The sequence below is a fragment of the Pseudomonas caricapapayae genome, assembly GCF_001400735.1.
Lineage (GTDB): Bacteria > Pseudomonadota > Gammaproteobacteria > Pseudomonadales > Pseudomonadaceae > Aquipseudomonas > Aquipseudomonas caricapapayae.
In genome coordinates this window covers 1-16,507 of the sequence record NZ_LJPW01000068.1, presented here as the reverse complement: position 1 = coordinate 16,507, position 16,507 = coordinate 1, and the positions used below count along the sequence as shown (strand labels likewise).

Genomic DNA, 16,507 nt, shown 5'->3' with positions numbered 1-16,507 from the left:
ATCCATGGAAGAACTACATCATCACCTGCAGCAATTACCTGGCTTTCTGCAAGCCGAGCTTGCGGCTCACGTCGGCGACTGGAGCGGAATACGTTACATCGATATAACCGATAAACACATACTCGCCATCAATCATCTGGTTGCTAGCAAACGCGCTCCCTTGCGACAGGACCACATCGACAATTCGTATTTTTTGTGGGGTACTGATCCCTGGGACAAATCGTCTCTTGAGTTAAACGCGCAGATGCGGGCTATGCCAGGCGGAGTACCCACTGATTTTTACTCTATGACGGGGAACGCCCGCTTTCATATGGAAAGCATCCGCTTTCTAAACGAACTCAAAGGCAATCTCGAATCGCTGCATGCCCGGCTAATAGAGCAGGAACGCGAGTATAACGAGCGCATGGCCCAAGAAGCCGCACACCGCCAAGCCGAAGAAGCCGCGCGCGTGAGAGCCGAGGCGGAAGAGGCAGCTCGCCGACTCGCGGAAGAACAGGCTGCGCAGCAGCGAGCCATAGAGGCCGCGTTCCAGCTTGCACAGCGTCAGGTCGAAGAAGCCGAGCACGCTTTGGCCTTACGTAACGCCGAGGAAGCTCGCGCTAGAGAGGTCGAATCCCGCCATGCGGTCGAGGTAACGTTTGGACCTGAAGCGTCGCGAGAAATCGATAATGCAATCAAGGTGCTGAGGGACACTATCGAAATCGCGATCACCGACTTCTCGAATACGATCAGCGCTCACGGCGCGTTCGGACTGAACCAGCTTAAAATGATTCAACATATAGGCGCTACTCACTAATCGCTCACCCACAATGCCGGGGCCAACGCATTAGCGCTTTGGCCCCGGCACTTCGCTGACGCGCCCAATCCTTACAGCGCCTTCCTCACATTCTCCGGCAAATAATCGACATACCTGCGCATCGGATTTTTTTGGCATTGAGCGACGATGCCCGGTGTCGCCTCTAGCAGCTCAAGAACCAGAGCCTCACGCTCGTCCAAGGTGAGAAACTGCTCTATGACCGGACTGCTCGACAAGTACAATTCTGTCCGCATTAGCGCATCCGGCTTGACATCCTTGCGCCATCTGCGCCCCTCGACCATTTCCGTATTCAACTGCCAGCACCACACCTGCTTCAGCTCGACATTGGATGCCAGCGGCGGGTTGGTATGTGGCCGCCCCGTGAAATTGAACGTGACCGTAACGGCTTCGCCCTCGGGGTGAGAGGCCGGCGGCTCCCAAGGTTCGAAGACCCACTGTTCAACAGCACTTCGGGTCAGGCTGATGAACCTCGGATCGGGTGCCCCGAGCACTTCGAGGAAGCGCACGCCTCCATCGGCCTGAATGAAAACCCTGACGCTGATACTCCTTTTTGCGGAGGAACGAAGCATTGATGTCGGATAGCCCGGCTCAAGCATATACAACGGCACCGGATACGACGGCAACGCCTGTGCTACCCCCGTCCAAAGCAACCCTGTAAGCATCATGCACCCCAGCACACGGCTCATTCCCGGCCCTCCACTTGCTCGGCCAACCCGACCATCAACGCCTTGATCGGCGTCGGCAGATAGTCGCCGTACAGACGATCGGGATTGCTTCGGCAATTGCTGACTATCATCGGTATTGCGGCACCCAGCTGCCCAAGCAAGACCTGGCGTTGGGGCTCGCTACGCAGGTGGGCAACATGGCTGCCGAACAGCGCCTGCCCGGTGTACCAGAACACGTCGACTTTGCTCAGCGGCTCTTTGGGGTAGTCCTGGCGGGCGGATTTCACTTCTTCGTTGAGGTAGCCGCAACGGATGTTGCCGAGGCCGACGTTGACTTCGGTGTTGAAGCGCCGATAGCCGTGGGAGCCGAAAATCACCGGGACGGTGATTGTGGCCAGCGGTGGCGCGCCGACGGTGCCTATCCAGGGTTTATAGCGCCATTGACGCAGTGCTTGCTCCGCTGCTGCGGCGAGCTGCGGATGGCCGCTCTCGACGGCTCTGACTTCGCGGACCTGCCCGTCGGACTTTATCCACAGCTGTGCCCGGACCTTGCCTGCATAGCGAGTCTTGACCAGATCCGGAGGAAACACTGGTGTGGGCGTGTACACCGGCACCAGAAATGACTCCGTCGCGCCAATGGGCGGGGCCAGTGCGACGGCAATCATGAAGGCGGAAATTCTCATTGTTGTATGGGCTCATCGTCTGGGTGCGCCCCGTTGGCGCGATGACGACGATGGTAAAAGGCTCCCGGCAGACCAGTAAGCACACGACTTCCGATAGACCTGTAGGAGCAATCCCAAACGTTTGAAACACATACAAACGTTCGGCAAATGTTCATAAAAGAACAGAAAAACGTCCGTATCTCCTACAAAAAATCAGCCCGGAGGCACTGCTTTTTTCTGTAATGAAAATGTAATATTCGCATTCGCAAAAAAACAATAATCAGGAGCTTCTCCATGTTCGGGTTTTTCCGCCCCGCCAGGCATCAGGCACCCCTTCCAGAAGAAAAGGTCGACAGCACTTATCGGCGTCTGCGCTGGCAAATCTTCGCAGGCATCTTTATCGGCTATGCCGGTTACTACCTGCTGCGCAAGAATTTCTCGCTGGCGATGCCGTATCTGATCGACGAAGGCTATACGCGTGGCCAACTGGGCGTTGCGATGTCGGCCATTGCGATTGCCTATGGCTTGTCGAAATTCCTGATGGGGATCGTTTCGGACCGCTCCAACCCGCGTTACTTCCTGCCGTTCGGCCTGCTGGTTTCTGCCGGGATCATGTTCATCTTCGGCTTCGCGCCCTGGGCGACGTCCAGCGTCACGATCATGTTCGTCCTGCTGTTCATCAATGGCTGGGCGCAGGGCATGGGCTGGCCGCCAAGCGGGCGCACGATGGTCCATTGGTGGTCGCAGAAAGAGCGCGGCGGCGTGGTGTCGGTTTGGAACGTGGCGCACAACGTCGGCGGCGGCCTGATCGGCCCGCTGTTCCTGCTCGGCATGGGCTGGACCAACGACTGGCATGCGGCGTTCTACGTGCCGGCGGCGGTTGCGTTGCTGGTCGCGGTGTTTGCCTTCGCGACCATGCGTGACACCCCGCAATCGGTCGGCCTGCCGCCTATCGAGCACTACAAGAACGATTACCCGGAAGGCTACGATGCCAGCCACGAAGAGGAATTCAGTGCACGAGAGATCTTCGTCAAGTACGTGCTGCGCAATAAATTCCTGTGGTACATCGCGATGGCCAACGTATTCGTTTATCTGCTGCGCTATGGCGTACTGGACTGGGCACCGACTTATCTGAAAGAAGCCAAGCACTTCACGGTCGACAAGACCTCATGGGCCTATTTTCTGTATGAGTGGGCAGGCATTCCGGGCACGCTGATGTGCGGCTGGATGTCGGACAAGATATTCAAGGGCAATCGCGGCCTGACCGGCATGGTGTTCATGTTCCTGGTGACCATCGCCACGCTGGTGTACTGGCTGAATCCTGAAGGCAACCCGACCGTCGACATGATTGCGCTGGTGTCCATCGGCTTTCTGATCTACGGCCCGGTCATGCTGATCGGCCTGCAGGCGCTGGAACTGGCTCCGAAGAAGGCAGCGGGCACGGCAGCGGGCTTTACCGGGCTGTTCGGCTATCTGGGCGGGTCGGTCGCGGCCAGCGCGGCGATGGGCTACACGGTTGACCACTTCGGCTGGGATGGCGGCTTCGTGCTGTTGATCGGCGCGTGCATTCTGGCGATGGCGTTCCTTGCACCGACGCTACGGCACAAACAGGTCGCCAGCACGTCCCGCGACAGCAAGGGCTGATCAGGCAGTCTCCGACTTGCAGCGCTTGAGCCGCGCCTCCAGATTCAGGTCTGGCATGGCGTGGCTGCGCAGGGCCCTGGCGGTCTGTTCCACGTAATCGCGGGTGGTTCCATAGCGTCCACTGGCGCTGGCCAGCACCTGACTCAGCACGCTGTCCGGCAGGTTGCCCGCATAGCTGGGCAAATGCCGCTCCAGCACGAAGCCCAGCGCCTGTACTTTCCTGCCGTCTTCAAGACGGCAGTTGAGCCAGTGCGGACGATACGAGGGATAGGGCATTTCGCGCTCCCACAATGCGAGTAGCGACTTCTCCAGACACTCATCAGGCAACCGGTAGGCGAAGCCGGTACATGAGCCGCCGCGATCCAGCCCGAACACCAGGCCCGGCACTTCCGGCGTACCGCGATGTTCGTGCGACCACAGGTAAAGCCCGCGGTGATAACCGTGCACTCGACCGCGCTGGCTCTCTACGGCGGTGCACTCAGGACGCCAGATCAGTGATCCATAAGCGAACAGCCAGACCGGACCGCCTTTATGAAGGCGCATGGTGGCGTTCATGGATGCGAGCAGTTGCTCGCGGGTAAGCTGCGGACCCAGATCGATAACGGGCGGGTACGTCAGGCCAAGGCCGTCATGCACCGCAGCGGCCAACTCGTTGATTGGATTCTCCATTTGCCTCCCTGACAGTCTGACTGTCAGTCTTTACCGAGCCCCGCTGACTCGCTCGCGGATGAGCGGCATCAGGGTGTCGTGGTTCGGTTGTTGCCACAGACCAGAGGCCTGTCTTTACAAAAAATTGCCTGGCGAACGGCTGACATCGTCATCAGCGATAAGCAGGTAAAGCAATTTACACTCCAGTCAGGTCGCCGTCAGTCCGGCATTATGGACGCGGCGCGTAGGCGAACACGTCTGCGCGCATCTGATGAGCATCCATCCCGGCGCTGACAAGCGCGTCCAGTGTTCCGTAGATCATCGCAGGCGAGCCGCTGGCGTACACATGAACCGCCGACAGATCCGCAATGTCCTCGCATACCGCCTCGTGCAGCAAACCACAGCGCCCTTCCCAGCCACATAGATCGCTGACGACCTTGTGCAGGAACAGATTCGGCAGTGTCGCCCACTCGTCCCAGTGGCTGACCTGATAAAAATCTTCCGGGCGACGGACGCCCCAGTACAGATGAACAGGGTGGCTGAAGCCTGTGGAACGACAGTGTTCGATCAAGCTGTTCATCTGCGCCATGCCAGTACCGGCAGCGATCAGAACCAGTGGCCCGTCCGGCAGCTCGGCAAGGTGGGTATCACCGAACGGCAGCTCGACCCGCGCCATGCGATTGCGCTGCAACTGCTCGATCAGACTGCGCGCACTGTCCTCGCGTACCAGCACATGCAGCTCAAGCTCACGACCGCTGTGCGGTGCCGATGCAATAGAGAACGCCGACTTCTCGCCGTTCTCCCGTTCGATCATCAGGTACTGCCCGGCGTGATAGCGCGGCGGCTTGCCTGCCGGAGCACGCAAGCCCACCCGCCAGACATCACCACCGACCTCGACGCACTCGCTCAACTGACAGGCAAAACTGCGAACCGGCAATTCACCTTTGGCCAGCACACCATCCCAAAGCACGATGCAATCTTCCAACGGCTCTGCTACACACGTATGAATCTCGCCGTGATCAAGCGTCTGACCTGCCTGTTTTACACGCCCCTCGACCAGCAATGCCGCGCAGACATGACAATTGCCGTTGCGACAGCTCTGCGGGCATTCGTACCCCAGGCGCTGTGCGGCATCGAGAATCCGCTCGCCCGGCAGGGTTTCCAGCACCGCACCGGATGGCTGCAAGGTTACGCGCATCAATCTATTCCCAACTGATTCCAGATCTCGTCCACCCGGCGTGTGGTGGCTTCGTCCTTGACGATCGCCCTGCCCCACTCACGCGTGGTCTCGCCTGGCCATTTGTTAGTGGCATCCAGACCCATTTTCGATCCCAATCCGGACACCGGAGAGGCGAAATCGAGGTAATCGATGGGCGTGTTGTCGATCATGACCGTGTCGCGCTTGGGGTCCATGCGTGTGGTGATAGCCCAGATCACGTCGTTCCAGTCACGCGCATTGATGTCGTCGTCGGTGACGATCACGAACTTGGTGTACATGAACTGCCGCAGAAACGACCAGACCCCCAGCATCACGCGCTTGGCGTGACCGGGGTATTGTTTCTTGATGGTCACGACCGCCATGCGGTACGAACAGCCTTCGGGCGGCAGATAGAAGTCGACGATTTCCGGGAACTGCTTTTGCAGAATCGGCACGAACACTTCGTTCAGCGCAACGCCCAGGATGGCGGGCTCGTCCGGTGGACGCCCGGTGTAGGTACTGTGGTAGATCGGCTTGATACGGTGCGTGATGCGCTCGACGGTCAACACCGGGAAGCTGTCGACTTCGTTGTAGTAGCCGGTATGGTCGCCGTAGGGGCCTTCATCGGCCATCTCGCCCGGATGAATCACGCCCTCAAGCACAATCTCGGCGCTGGCTGGCACCTGCAGGTTGCTGCCACGGCACTTGATCAGCTCGGTACGCGACCCACGCAGCAACCCGGCGAAAGCATATTCGGACAGGCTGTCCGGTACCGGCGTCACGGCACCGAGGATAGTCGCGGGGTCGGCACCCAGCGCCACGGCAACCGGATAAGGCTCGCCGGGATGCTTTGCACACCATTCGCGAAAGTCCAGCGCACCGCCGCGATGACTGAGCCAGCGCATGATGATCTTGTTACGGCCAATCACCTGCTGACGATAGATACCAAGGTTCTGGCGCTCTTTATTCGGACCTTTGGTAACGGTCAGACCCCAGGTGATCAGCGGTGCGACATCGCCCGGCCAGCAGGTCTGCACGGGCAGCATGCCAAGGTCGACATCGTCACCTTCAATGACGATCTCCTGGCACGGCGCATCCTTGACCACCTTGGGGGCCATGGCGATGACTTTGCGGAAGATGGGCAGCTTGGACCAGGCATCTTTCAAGCCCTTGGGCGGCTCGGGCTCTTTCAGGAAGGCCAGCAGCTTACCGATCTCGCGCAGCTCACTGACAGCTTCCGCGCCCATGCCCATGGCCACGCGCTCGGGTGTGCCGAACAGGTTGCCCAATACCGGGATATCAAAGCCGACCGGTTTTTCGAACAGCAGGGCCGGCCCCTTGGCACGCAGGGTACGGTCGCAGATTTCAGTCATTTCCAGCACAGGCGAGATCGGCATCTGGATGCGTTTCAACTCTCCGCGCTGCTCAAGCTGCTGCACGAAATCCCTAAGATCTTTGAATTTCATTAACCCGGCCATTTATCCAATAGACGCACATCGTACCTGCTCCAGCCCGCCAAGGCAGCTAATCGGCGATGCGCAGGCAAAAAAAATGGCGCCCCGAAGGGCACCATTTTTTGTTTCAGCCTGCCAGTTACTTGCGCTTCATGGACAGGAAGAACTCGTCGTTGGTCTTGGTCTGCTTGAGCTTGTCGATCAGGAACTCGATAGCCGCGACTTCGTCCATCGGGTGCAGCAGCTTGCGCAGAATCCACATGCGCTGCAGCTCGTCATCAGCGGTCAACAGCTCTTCGCGGCGTGTGCCGGAACGGTTGATGTTGATGGCCGGGAACACACGCTTCTCTGCGATCTTGCGATCCAGAGGCAGCTCCATGTTGCCAGTACCCTTGAATTCTTCGTAGATGACTTCATCCATCTTCGAACCGGTTTCAACCAGTGCGGTGGCGATGATGGTCAGCGAGCCGCCTTCTTCGATGTTCCGCGCGGCACCGAAGAAACGCTTCGGCTTCTCGAGTGCATGGGCATCGACACCACCGGTCAGCACTTTGCCGGAGCTCGGGATGACAGTGTTGTAGGCACGCGCCAGACGGGTGATGGAGTCGAGCAGGATGACCACGTCTTTCTTGTGCTCGACCAGCCGCTTGGCCTTCTCGATCACCATCTCGGCAACCTGTACGTGACGGGTTGGCGGTTCGTCGAACGTCGAGGCAACCACTTCGCCGCGCACGGTACGCTGCATTTCGGTTACTTCTTCCGGACGCTCATCGATCAGCAGAACGATCAGATGCACTTCCGGATTGTTGCGAGTGATGTTCGACGCGATGTTCTGCAGCATGATGGTCTTGCCCGCCTTTGGCGGCGCAACGATCAGACCACGCTGACCTTTACCGATCGGTGCACACAGATCGATCACACGACCGGTCAGGTCTTCGGTGGAACCGTTACCGGCCTCCATCTTCATGCGAATCGTCGGGAACAGCGGCGTCAGGTTTTCGAACAGAATCTTGTTCTTGGCGTTTTCCGGACGGTCGTAGTTGATCGTGTCGACCTTGAGCAGAGCGAAATAACGCTCGCCTTCCTTCGGTGGACGGATCTTGCCAACGATGGTGTCGCCGGTACGCAGGTTGAAACGGCGGATCTGGCTGGGGGAGACATAGATGTCATCCGGGCCGGCCAGGTAGGAAGCGTCTGCAGAGCGCAGGAAACCGAAGCCGTCCTGGAGAATCTCCAGCACGCCATCACCGGATATTTCCTCGCCACTTTTGGCGTGCCGTTTAAGCAGGGAAAAAATGACGTCCTGCTTGCGCGAACGGGCCATATTTTCTATGCCAGCCTGTTCGGCCATTTCGAGCAATTCGGTAATCGGCTTTTGCTTGAGTTCAGTCAGGTTCATATGGGGAATGACGTAATCATGTATGGAGGGGGAAATTAAGCTTTTGGCTTAATGAGGCCGCGCCGCAGAGAAGGCGACAGGATCGCGTACTAAATCGAAAGGAGAGCGTCGGCGACGGCTAGCAGGGGGCAACGGAGAAGCCGTTGCGGGGCCGAATGTACCACCTGTTTTTCCAGGCGTCTAGTACGCCCCCCGAAAAAAACCCCGCTATTTGCGGGGCTTTGAAACGCCTCAGATATTGGCGTCGAGAAACGCGGCCAGCTGCGACTTCGACAGAGCGCCGACTTTGGTCGCTTCAACATTGCCGTTCTTGAACAGCATCAGCGTAGGGATACCGCGCACGCCATGCTTGGCAGGGGTGTCCTGATTTTCATCGATGTTAAGTTTTGCAACAGTCAGCTTGCCTTGGTAAGCGGTAGCGATTTCATCCAGTACCGGGGCAATCATCTTGCAGGGGCCACACCACTCAGCCCAGTAGTCAACCAGCACGGCACCATCAGCCTTGAGAACTTCGGCTTCAAATGTGGCGTCGGTGACGTGTTTGATCAGGTCGTTGCTCATGGAAGTCTCCGAGGTCATAGGCTAAAACGACGCCCATCATAGCGGGCTGCAAGTCATTCAGGAAGCGAAGGTTCATTGAGTCTGGCTATGATGATGCATGACTGGAGTTATGGCACGCGCTCAACCGGAAGGCGAAACGAACACGATACCGGTACGAAGCGCTGCACCACGGATGTGGTCCTGCATAGCCTTTTGCGCAGGCCCCGACGCATGCCGTGCCAGCGCACGGAGGATCTTGCGGTGCTCCTGCCAGGTTTCCATGACCCTTGCTGCACGTATGAACGGCATTTTCTGGCTCTCGAGGAAGATATCGGCACCTGCGGTCACGATTCCCAGCATGGCCTGATTGCCACTGGCGATCAGGATGTGCCGGTGAAATTCGAAATCCAGCCGGGCCGCAGCCTCGAAGTCGCCGGCACGCAACTCCAGACGCATCGCTTCGACATTGTCTTCAAGCACATCCCGTTCGTCAGCGGTGAGGGTGACGGCTGCCAGGCCAGCCGCGAAGCCTTCCAGGGCATATCGCAGCTGGAAAGTGTCGGCCGGTGAAACCTGAGCCTCAAAAGGCCAGGAAAAACCGTTCGTGCGCTGTTCTGGTTCAGAAACAGACTGCACAAATACGCCTTTGCCCGGCTGAACGCTAACCACCCCAAGTGCGCTGAGCGATGACAAAGCCTCACGCAAAGACGCCCGACTGACGCCCAGCAGGACGGCCAGATCACGCTGCGACGGCAGGCTTTCTCCAGGCTTGTAACCTTGCTCGGCAATCAACTTGCGAATGGCCCTGAGGGCTGATTCGGGTACGGCGAGTGAAGTGTTCGGCATCACTGTTCAGGCCAGTCAGTCCAGTAAAAATCCCTTTTATCCCCATACCGAAGATTCGGCAAGCGACGCCCAGCACTGGGGCGACGGGGCTTCAAAGCGCGCCAAAGCAGGGCGCGCCGCCCTTTGACTGGTCAGACCAGTAAGACCATAAACGTCCTGCAAACCTTGAGTTATGGCACGTGACAGCCGGATGGCATGCGCTGTGCACTGGAGACAGGCCAACATCCTACGTTTCGCCCGGAGACTTCATATGACCAAGCGTTACAGCGCCCTGCTTACTGCATTGTTTGCCAGTCTGATGCTGAGCCAGACACCCGCCCACGCCAACGGCCTGGACGACGTTGTAGCGCGCGGCACCCTGAAGGTTGCCGTTCCGCAGGACTTCCCGCCATTCGGCTCGGTCGGCCCGGACATGAAACCTCGCGGGCTGGACATCGACACCGCACAACTGCTGGCCGACAGGCTGAAGGTCAAGCTGGAACTGACGCCGGTCAACAGCACCAACCGCATCCCGTTCCTGACCACCGGCAAGGTTGACCTGGTGATCTCCAGCCTGGGCAAGAACCCGGATCGCGAAAAAGTCATCGACTTCTCCCGCGCTTATGCTCCGTTCTACCTCGCGGTATTCGGTCCGCCTGATTCTCCGGTCAAGGACATCGCCGACCTGAAGGGCAAGACCATCAGTGTCACCCGTGGTGCCATCGAGGACATCGAGCTGTCGAAAGTTGCACCGGAAGGCGCAACCATCAAGCGCTTCGAAGACAACAACTCCACCATCGCCGCCTATCTGGCCGGGCAGACTGACCTGATCGCCAGCGGTAACGTGGTGATGGTCGCCATCAGCGAGCGCAACCCCAAGCGCATTCCGGCGCTGAAAGTGAAGCTCAAGGACTCTCCAGTCTATGTCGGCGTGAACAAAGGCCAGCCGGAGCTGCTGGGCAAGGTGGACGAAATCCTGAACGCCGCCAAGGCTGACGGATCGCTGGAAAAAGCGTCCCAGACCTGGCTGAAGCAACCGCTGCCCGCCGATCTCTGATCACCGCTTTCCGGTCACAGGATTCACCAATGGCTTATCACTTCGACTTTACACCGGTCCTGCAAAGCATCGATCTGCTGATGCGCGGGGCTTTGTTCACGCTGGAACTGACTGCCATTGGCACCCTGCTGGGCGTCAGCCTCGGTATTGTCGGTGCTGTTGTAAGGGCCTGGAAGATCCAGCCCTTTGCAACGATCTTCGCGATCTATGTCGAGCTGATCCGTAACACGCCGTTTCTGGTCCAGCTGTTCTTCATTTTTTTCGGGCTGCCGTCGCTGGGCGTGCAGATCTCGGAATGGCAGGCGGCGGTGCTGGCGATGGTCATCAACCTGGGTGCGTACTCGACCGAAATCGTGCGAGCGGGCATTCAGGCGATCCCCAAGGGGCAGCTCGAAGCGTCGGCAGCCCTGGCGATGAATCGTTATGAAGCGTTTCGCTACGTCGTCCTGATTCCGGCGCTGAGCAAGGTCTGGCCGGCACTGAGCAGCCAGATCATCATCGTCATGCTGGGCTCGGCGGTTTGCTCGCAGATTGCTACCGAGGAGTTGAGCTTCTTTGCCAACTTCATCCAGTCACGCAACTTCCGCTCGTTTGAAACCTACATCGTGACGACGCTGATCTACCTGGCCATGGCCCTGCTGATCCGGCAACTGCTGGCCTGGATCGGGCGTCGCTACATATCGAGGAGCAGCTGATGGATTTCACCCTCTGGGACATCCTGCGCAATCTGCTGATCGGCCTGCAATGGACCGTAGCCTTGTCATTGGTGGCCTTCATCGGCGGTGGCCTGATCGGTTTGCTGGTGATGGGCATGCGCACCTCGGAAAAATCCGGCCCGCGTGTGACCGCCAAACTCTATATAGAGCTGTTTCAAGGTACGCCATTGCTGATGCAGCTGTTTCTGGTGTTCTTCGGTGTCGCTCTGATGGGCATGAACATCTCGCCCTGGGCTGCGGCGGCACTGGCCTTGACGCTGTTTACCAGCGCCTACCTTGCCGAAATCTGGCGCGGCTGCGTGGAATCGATTTCCAAGGGCCAGTGGGAAGCGTCGGCCAGCCTGGCGATGACCCCGTTTGAGCAGATGCGCTACGTAATATTGCCTCAGGCCCTGCGTATCGCGGTTGCGCCAACGGTCGGCTTTTCCGTACAGGTGGTCAAAGGCACCGCTGTGACCTCGATCATCGGCTTTACCGAACTGACCAAGACCGGCAGCATGCTGGCCAATGCCACGTTCGAACCTTTCATGGTCTATGGCTTCGTTGCTCTGGGCTACTTCATCCTGTGCTACCCCTTGTCGCTGTGCGCGCGCCATTTGGAAAGGAGACTGCATGCCTCTGCTTAGAATTTCCGCCCTGCATAAATACTATGGCGATCATCACGTCCTGAAGGGCATCGACCTGTCGGTCGAGGAAGGTCAGGTAGTGGCGATCATTGGTCGCAGCGGCTCGGGCAAGAGCACCCTGCTGCGCACGCTCAACGGTCTGGAGTCGATCAACGATGGCGTGATCGAAGTCGACGGCGAGTATCTCGATGCCGCACGCGCCGACCTGCGCACCCTGCGGCAGAAGGTCGGCATGGTGTTTCAGCAGTTCAACCTGTTCCCGCACCTGAGCGTGGGCGAGAACGTGATGCTCGCGCCGCAGATCGTACAGAAGGTCCCCAAGGCCGAAGCCGCAAGGCTGGCAAAAAAGATGCTCGAGCGCGTGGGGCTGGGCGAGAAGTTCGATGCCTTCCCGGATCGCCTGTCCGGTGGCCAGCAGCAACGCGTGGCGATTGCTCGCGCACTGGCCATGTCACCCAAGGTTTTGCTCTGCGACGAAATCACTTCGGCGCTGGACCCGGAGCTGGTCAATGAAGTGCTCAGCGTTGTGCGCCAGCTGGCAGCCGACGGCATGACCCTGATCATGGTCACCCACGAAATGCGCTTCGCTCGTGAAGTGGGCGACAAGCTGGTGTTCATGCATCAGGGCAAGGTGCATGAAGTCGGCGACCCGAAAGTACTGTTCGCCAACCCGAAAACCCCGGAACTGGCGAACTTCATTGGCACCGTAGAACACGCGTGACAAGACCGGACGCAAAGCGTCCTGAACTGCATGCGACGCGGAGCGTCGCACGATAGTTGGGTCATCGTTCCTCCAGTGTTGGAACGCAGTGTTGGACGCCCCTGTGGGAGAGGACCGGGCGACGCTTCGCTTTTGTGGGAGCGGACTTGTCCGCGAAGGGGCCGGTACATTTCGCGAATATGTATCGCCTGAAACACCGTCTTCGCGAACAAGTTCGCTCCCACGTCCTTCGGCCAGAAGCCTGTAAGCTCAATTCTCCGGACTGTGTATAACGCCGAGCACTCCAACGCGGGAACGCAAAGCATCGGCACGGCAGTGAAAGAGCTATGACGTCGACCTGATAGCCATGCGCCACGTCACAAGAGTAATACCGGGTATTTCCGGTGCCTGAACAGCTTCGCGTTGGCGGCAAGCATGGATCGTGGCACGATGGTCCGGTTATCGAACCGGATTTCCTGACCATGCCGCACTCAACACCCAAGAATTTTTCACTGATCGCCGCCATCGACCTGGGCTCCAACAGCTTTCATATGGTTGTGGCAAAAGCCAATCAGGGCGAAATTCGCATTCTTGAGCGCCTGGGCGAGAAGGTGCAGTTGGCCGCTGGCATCGATGAAGAGCGCCAGTTGACCGAAGAATCCATGCAGCGCGGTCTCGACTGCCTGAAACGCTTTGCCCAGTTGATCAATGGTCTGCCGCTGGGTGCCGTGCGCATCGTCGGCACCAATGCCCTGCGCGAGGCCCGCAACCGCAACGACTTCATTCACCGCGCAGAAGAAATTCTCGGCCATCCGGTGGAAGTCATCTCTGGCCGGGAAGAGGCGCGCCTCATTTATCTGGGCGTCTCTCACACGCTGGCCGACACCCCAGGCAAGCGCCTGGTGGCCGACATCGGCGGCGGCAGTACCGAATTCATTATCGGTCAGCGCTTCGAGCCGCTGCTGCGTGAAAGCCTGCAGATGGGCTGCGTGAGTTTTACTCAGCGCTACTTCCGCGACGGCAAGGTGACACCGGCCCGTTACGCGCAGGCCTACACCGCTGCCCGCCTGGAAATAATGAGCATCGAGCATGCACTGCATCGCCTGAAGTGGGATGAAGCGATTGGCTCTTCAGGTACCATCCGCGCTATCGGCCTGGCACTGAAGGCCAATGGTTATGGCGCCGGCGAGGTCAATGCCGAAGGGCTGGCCTGGCTCAAGCGCAAGCTGTTCAAGCTGGGCGATGTCGAAAAGATCGACTTCGACGGCATCAAGCCTGACCGTCGCGCCATTTTCCCCGCAGGCCTGGCGATTCTGGAAGCCATCTTCGATGCCCTTGAACTCAAGCGCATGGATCATTGCGAAGGCGCGCTGCGTGAAGGCGTGCTCTACGACCTGATGGGCCGCCACCATCACGAAGACGTGCGCGAGCGCACGCTCAGCTCGCTGATGGAGCGTTACCACGTCGATCTGGAACAGGCTGCACGCGTCGAAGCCAAGGCGCTGCATGCGCTGGAGCAGGTGGCCGATAGCTGGGAGCTGCAGCATGAAAGCTATGCCGAACTGCTCAGTTGGGCGGCCAAGGTGCATGAGATCGGCCTGGACATCGCCCACTATCACTATCACAAGCACGGCGCGTACCTGATCGAGCATTCTGACCTTGCCGGTTTCTCACGCGAAGACCAGCAAATGCTCGCACTGTTGGTGCGCGGTCATCGCCGCAATATTCCCAAGGACAAGTTCGCCGATTTTGGCGCTGAAGGCATCAAGCTGATTCGCCTGTGCGTGTTGTTGCGCTTTGCGATTCTGTTCCACCACATCCGCGGCACCCAGGAGATGCCGCGCGTAGTGCTGCGTGCCGACGGTCCGAACCTGGACGCTGAGTTCCCGAAAGGCTGGCTGGAAAACAACCAGCTGACTCAGGCCGACTTCGCGCTGGAAGCGGAGTGGCTGACCCGAGTCGGCATCGTCTTCAGCGTACGCTGAGGACCGGGTTGCTCAGGCGCTCCAGCAGGGTCGCCTGAGCGCTTCGAGCGTTCTGGTTGCCAGTCGGCATACTGCGCACGTAACGCCCGTCAGACTGCAGCAGCCAGCTGTGGGTGTTGTCGGTCAGGTAGCTTTCCAGCTCCTTCTTCACACGCAGAATCAACTTTTTGCCCTCTACCGGGAAGCAGGTCTCGACGCGCTTGTCGAGGTTGCGCTCCATCCAGTCGGCACTCGACAGGAACATCTGCTCGTCGCCGCCATTGAGGAAGTAGAACACCCGTGTGTGCTCCAGGAAGCGGCCGATGATCGAGCGCACGTGGATATTGTGCGAGACCCCCGCAATTCCCGGACGCAGGCAGCACATGCCGCGCACCACCAGATCGATACGCACGCCGGACTGGCTGGCCTTGTACAACGCACGGATGATCTTCGGATCGGTCAGCGAGTTGAACTTGGCGATGATGTGCGCAGGCTTGCCATCGAGTGCGAATTGCGTTTCGCGGGCAATCATGTCGAGCATGCCCTTCTTGAGCGTGAACGGCGCATGCAGCAGCTTCTTCATGCGCAACGTCTTGCCCATGCCGATCAACTGACTGAACAGCTTGCCGACGTCTTCGCACAATGCGTCATCGGAGGTCAGCAGGCTGTAGTCGGTATACAGACGCGCATTGCCGGCATGATAGTTACCGGTCCCGAGGTGCGCGTAACGGACGATTTCACCCGCTTCGCGACGCAGAATCAACATCATCTTGGCGTGGGTCTTGAAGCCGACCACACCGTAGATCACTACCGCACCCGCGGCCTGAAGACGGCTGGCCAGTTGCAGGTTGGACTCTTCGTCAAAACGGGCACGCAATTCGATCACCGCAGTGACTTCCTTGCCGTTGCGCGCAGCATCGACCAGCGCGTCGACAATTTCCGAGTTCGCACCGCTGCGGTACAGCGTCTGGCGCACGGCCAGAACATGCGGGTCCTTTGCAGCCTGACGGAGCAGGTCGACCACCGGCGTAAACGACTCGAAAGGGTGCAGCAACAGGATGTCCTGCTTGCTGACCACGCTGAAAACGTTTTCGCTGTTCTGCAGCAGCTTGGGAATGGCTGGCGTGAACGGCGGGTATTGCAATTCCGGATGGCTGTCCAGGCCGGTAATGCTGAACAGGCGCGTCAGGTTGACCGGCCCATTGACCTGATACAGCTCGGACTCGTTCAGGTTGAACTGCTTGAGCAGGTAGTCCGACAGGTGTTTGGGGCAGGTATCGGCCACTTCCAGACGCACCGCATCGCCGTAACGACGCGAGAACAATTCGCCACGCAGGGCACGCGCCAGGTCTTCCACGTCTTCCGAGTCCAGCGCCAGATCGGCGTTTCGAGTCAGGCGGAACTGATAGCAGCCCTTGACCTTCATGCCCTGAAACAGATCGTCGGCGTGGGCATGGATCATCGACGACAGAAACACGAAGTTGTCGCCAGGCCCGCAGACCTCTTCCGGCACCTTGATGACACGCGGCAGCAAACGCGGTGCCGGGATGATCGCAAGGCCCGAATCGCGACCGAAGGCATCGATGCCTTCG

16 protein-coding genes are annotated in these 16,507 nt (G+C 58.9%); 7 read left to right on the top strand and 9 right to left on the bottom strand.

What is annotated here, in order from left to right:
* The first annotated feature begins 4 nt into the window (after nt 1-4).
* Entirely contained in the window at nt 5-796 is a 792-nt protein-coding gene (locus ALO80_RS30645) for a hypothetical protein (protein ID WP_055008958.1), read from the top strand.
* 71 nt (nt 797-867) lie between these two features.
* Here ALO80_RS30645 and ALO80_RS10470 read toward each other — a convergent pair whose 3' ends face one another.
* Both ALO80_RS10470 and ALO80_RS10465 read right to left on the bottom strand, forming a co-directional pair.
* Nucleotides 868-1,503, bottom strand: coding sequence for a hypothetical protein (locus ALO80_RS10470; RefSeq protein ID WP_055008957.1), 636 nt, complete (start codon nt 1,501-1,503; stop codon nt 868-870).
* Nucleotides 1,500-2,165, bottom strand: a complete 666-nt coding sequence (locus ALO80_RS10465; protein WP_375232989.1) for a TonB family protein — start codon at nt 2,163-2,165, stop codon at nt 1,500-1,502. The genes ALO80_RS10470 and ALO80_RS10465 overlap by 4 nt, the downstream gene beginning before the upstream one ends.
* Before the next feature lie 273 nt (nt 2,166-2,438).
* Here ALO80_RS10465 and glpT point away from each other — a divergent pair, with 273 nt between their 5' ends.
* Nucleotides 2,439-3,788: a glycerol-3-phosphate transporter gene (gene glpT / locus ALO80_RS10460; protein ID WP_055008955.1), complete on the top strand. Its 1,350-nt coding sequence runs from the start codon at nt 2,439-2,441 to the stop codon at nt 3,786-3,788.
* On the opposite strand, the gene ALO80_RS10455 is transcribed toward glpT, so the two are convergent.
* The 6 genes from ALO80_RS10455 to ALO80_RS10430 form a co-directional block, all read right to left on the bottom strand.
* Nucleotides 3,789-4,457, bottom strand: a complete 669-nt coding sequence (locus tag ALO80_RS10455; protein WP_054985530.1) for a gamma-glutamylcyclotransferase — start codon at nt 4,455-4,457, stop codon at nt 3,789-3,791.
* 208 nt (nt 4,458-4,665) lie between these two features.
* On the bottom strand, nt 4,666-5,634 hold the full coding sequence (locus tag ALO80_RS10450) for a CDP-6-deoxy-delta-3,4-glucoseen reductase (protein WP_055008954.1): 969 nt from the start codon (nt 5,632-5,634) through the stop codon (nt 4,666-4,668).
* Nucleotides 5,634-7,100, bottom strand: coding sequence for a 4-hydroxy-3-polyprenylbenzoate decarboxylase (ubiD, locus tag ALO80_RS10445; protein ID WP_055008953.1), 1,467 nt, complete (start codon nt 7,098-7,100; stop codon nt 5,634-5,636). Before ubiD ends, ALO80_RS10450 begins: the two co-directional genes overlap by 1 nt.
* A gap of 127 nt (nt 7,101-7,227) precedes the next feature.
* The gene (gene rho, locus ALO80_RS10440; RefSeq protein ID WP_002551560.1) at nt 7,228-8,487 is read right to left on the bottom strand and encodes a transcription termination factor Rho; all 1,260 of its coding nucleotides are present in this window, start codon (nt 8,485-8,487) and stop codon (nt 7,228-7,230) included.
* A gap of 231 nt (nt 8,488-8,718) precedes the next feature.
* Nucleotides 8,719-9,048 (bottom strand): thioredoxin TrxA, encoded by a 330-nt coding sequence (trxA, locus tag ALO80_RS10435; RefSeq protein ID WP_055008952.1) that lies wholly within the window; start codon nt 9,046-9,048, stop codon nt 8,719-8,721.
* A gap of 120 nt (nt 9,049-9,168) precedes the next feature.
* Nucleotides 9,169-9,873 (bottom strand): FadR/GntR family transcriptional regulator, encoded by a 705-nt coding sequence (locus tag ALO80_RS10430; protein WP_055008951.1) that lies wholly within the window; start codon nt 9,871-9,873, stop codon nt 9,169-9,171.
* A gap of 250 nt (nt 9,874-10,123) precedes the next feature.
* Here ALO80_RS10430 and ALO80_RS10425 point away from each other — a divergent pair, with 250 nt between their 5' ends.
* The 5 genes from ALO80_RS10425 (at nt 10,124) to ppx (ending at nt 14,936) form a co-directional block, all read left to right on the top strand.
* A complete protein-coding gene (locus ALO80_RS10425) occupies nt 10,124-10,909 on the top strand; it encodes a transporter substrate-binding domain-containing protein (protein ID WP_055008950.1) in 786 nt (261 codons plus the stop codon).
* A gap of 29 nt (nt 10,910-10,938) precedes the next feature.
* A complete protein-coding gene (locus ALO80_RS10420) occupies nt 10,939-11,604 on the top strand; it encodes an amino acid ABC transporter permease (RefSeq protein WP_055008949.1) in 666 nt (221 codons plus the stop codon).
* On the top strand, nt 11,601-12,251 hold the full coding sequence (locus tag ALO80_RS10415; RefSeq protein WP_054985537.1) for an amino acid ABC transporter permease: 651 nt from the start codon (nt 11,601-11,603) through the stop codon (nt 12,249-12,251). The genes ALO80_RS10420 and ALO80_RS10415 overlap by 4 nt, the downstream gene beginning before the upstream one ends.
* Entirely contained in the window at nt 12,238-12,972 is a 735-nt protein-coding gene (locus ALO80_RS10410) for an amino acid ABC transporter ATP-binding protein (protein WP_054985538.1), read from the top strand. The genes ALO80_RS10415 and ALO80_RS10410 overlap by 14 nt, the downstream gene beginning before the upstream one ends.
* Nucleotides 12,973-13,433: 461 nt before the next feature.
* Entirely contained in the window at nt 13,434-14,936 is a 1,503-nt protein-coding gene (gene ppx, locus ALO80_RS10405; protein ID WP_054985539.1) for an exopolyphosphatase, read from the top strand.
* Here ppx and ppk1 read toward each other — a convergent pair.
* Nucleotides 14,923-16,507, bottom strand: a 1,585-nt coding sequence (ppk1, locus tag ALO80_RS10400; RefSeq protein ID WP_054985540.1) for a polyphosphate kinase 1, incomplete at its 5' end; no start/stop codon positions are given. The two genes, ppx and ppk1, sit on opposite strands and share 14 nt — an antisense overlap.

What these genes read in the sequence shown, in the direction of transcription:
- ALO80_RS30645 (WP_055008958.1), top strand. Translation starts at nt 5, where the DNA reads ATGGAAGAACTACATCATCACCTGCAGCAATTACCTGGCTTTCTGCAA.
- ALO80_RS10470 (WP_055008957.1), bottom strand. Translation starts at nt 1,503, where the DNA reads ATGAGCCGTGTGCTGGGGTGCATGATGCTTACAGGGTTGCTTTGGACG.
- ALO80_RS10465 (WP_375232989.1), bottom strand. Translation starts at nt 2,165, where the DNA reads ATGAGAATTTCCGCCTTCATGATTGCCGTCGCACTGGCCCCGCCCATT.
- glpT (WP_055008955.1), top strand. Translation starts at nt 2,439, where the DNA reads ATGTTCGGGTTTTTCCGCCCCGCCAGGCATCAGGCACCCCTTCCAGAA.
- ALO80_RS10455 (WP_054985530.1), bottom strand. Translation starts at nt 4,457, where the DNA reads ATGGAGAATCCAATCAACGAGTTGGCCGCTGCGGTGCATGACGGCCTT.
- ALO80_RS10450 (WP_055008954.1), bottom strand. Translation starts at nt 5,634, where the DNA reads ATGCGCGTAACCTTGCAGCCATCCGGTGCGGTGCTGGAAACCCTGCCG.
- ubiD (WP_055008953.1), bottom strand. Translation starts at nt 7,100, where the DNA reads ATGAAATTCAAAGATCTTAGGGATTTCGTGCAGCAGCTTGAGCAGCGC.
- rho (WP_002551560.1), bottom strand. Translation starts at nt 8,487, where the DNA reads ATGAACCTGACTGAACTCAAGCAAAAGCCGATTACCGAATTGCTCGAA.
- trxA (WP_055008952.1), bottom strand. Translation starts at nt 9,048, where the DNA reads ATGAGCAACGACCTGATCAAACACGTCACCGACGCCACATTTGAAGCC.
- ALO80_RS10430 (WP_055008951.1), bottom strand. Translation starts at nt 9,873, where the DNA reads ATGCCGAACACTTCACTCGCCGTACCCGAATCAGCCCTCAGGGCCATT.
- ALO80_RS10425 (WP_055008950.1), top strand. Translation starts at nt 10,124, where the DNA reads ATGACCAAGCGTTACAGCGCCCTGCTTACTGCATTGTTTGCCAGTCTG.
- ALO80_RS10420 (WP_055008949.1), top strand. Translation starts at nt 10,939, where the DNA reads ATGGCTTATCACTTCGACTTTACACCGGTCCTGCAAAGCATCGATCTG.
- ALO80_RS10410 (WP_054985538.1), top strand. Translation starts at nt 12,238, where the DNA reads ATGCCTCTGCTTAGAATTTCCGCCCTGCATAAATACTATGGCGATCAT.
- ppx (WP_054985539.1), top strand. Translation starts at nt 13,434, where the DNA reads ATGCCGCACTCAACACCCAAGAATTTTTCACTGATCGCCGCCATCGAC.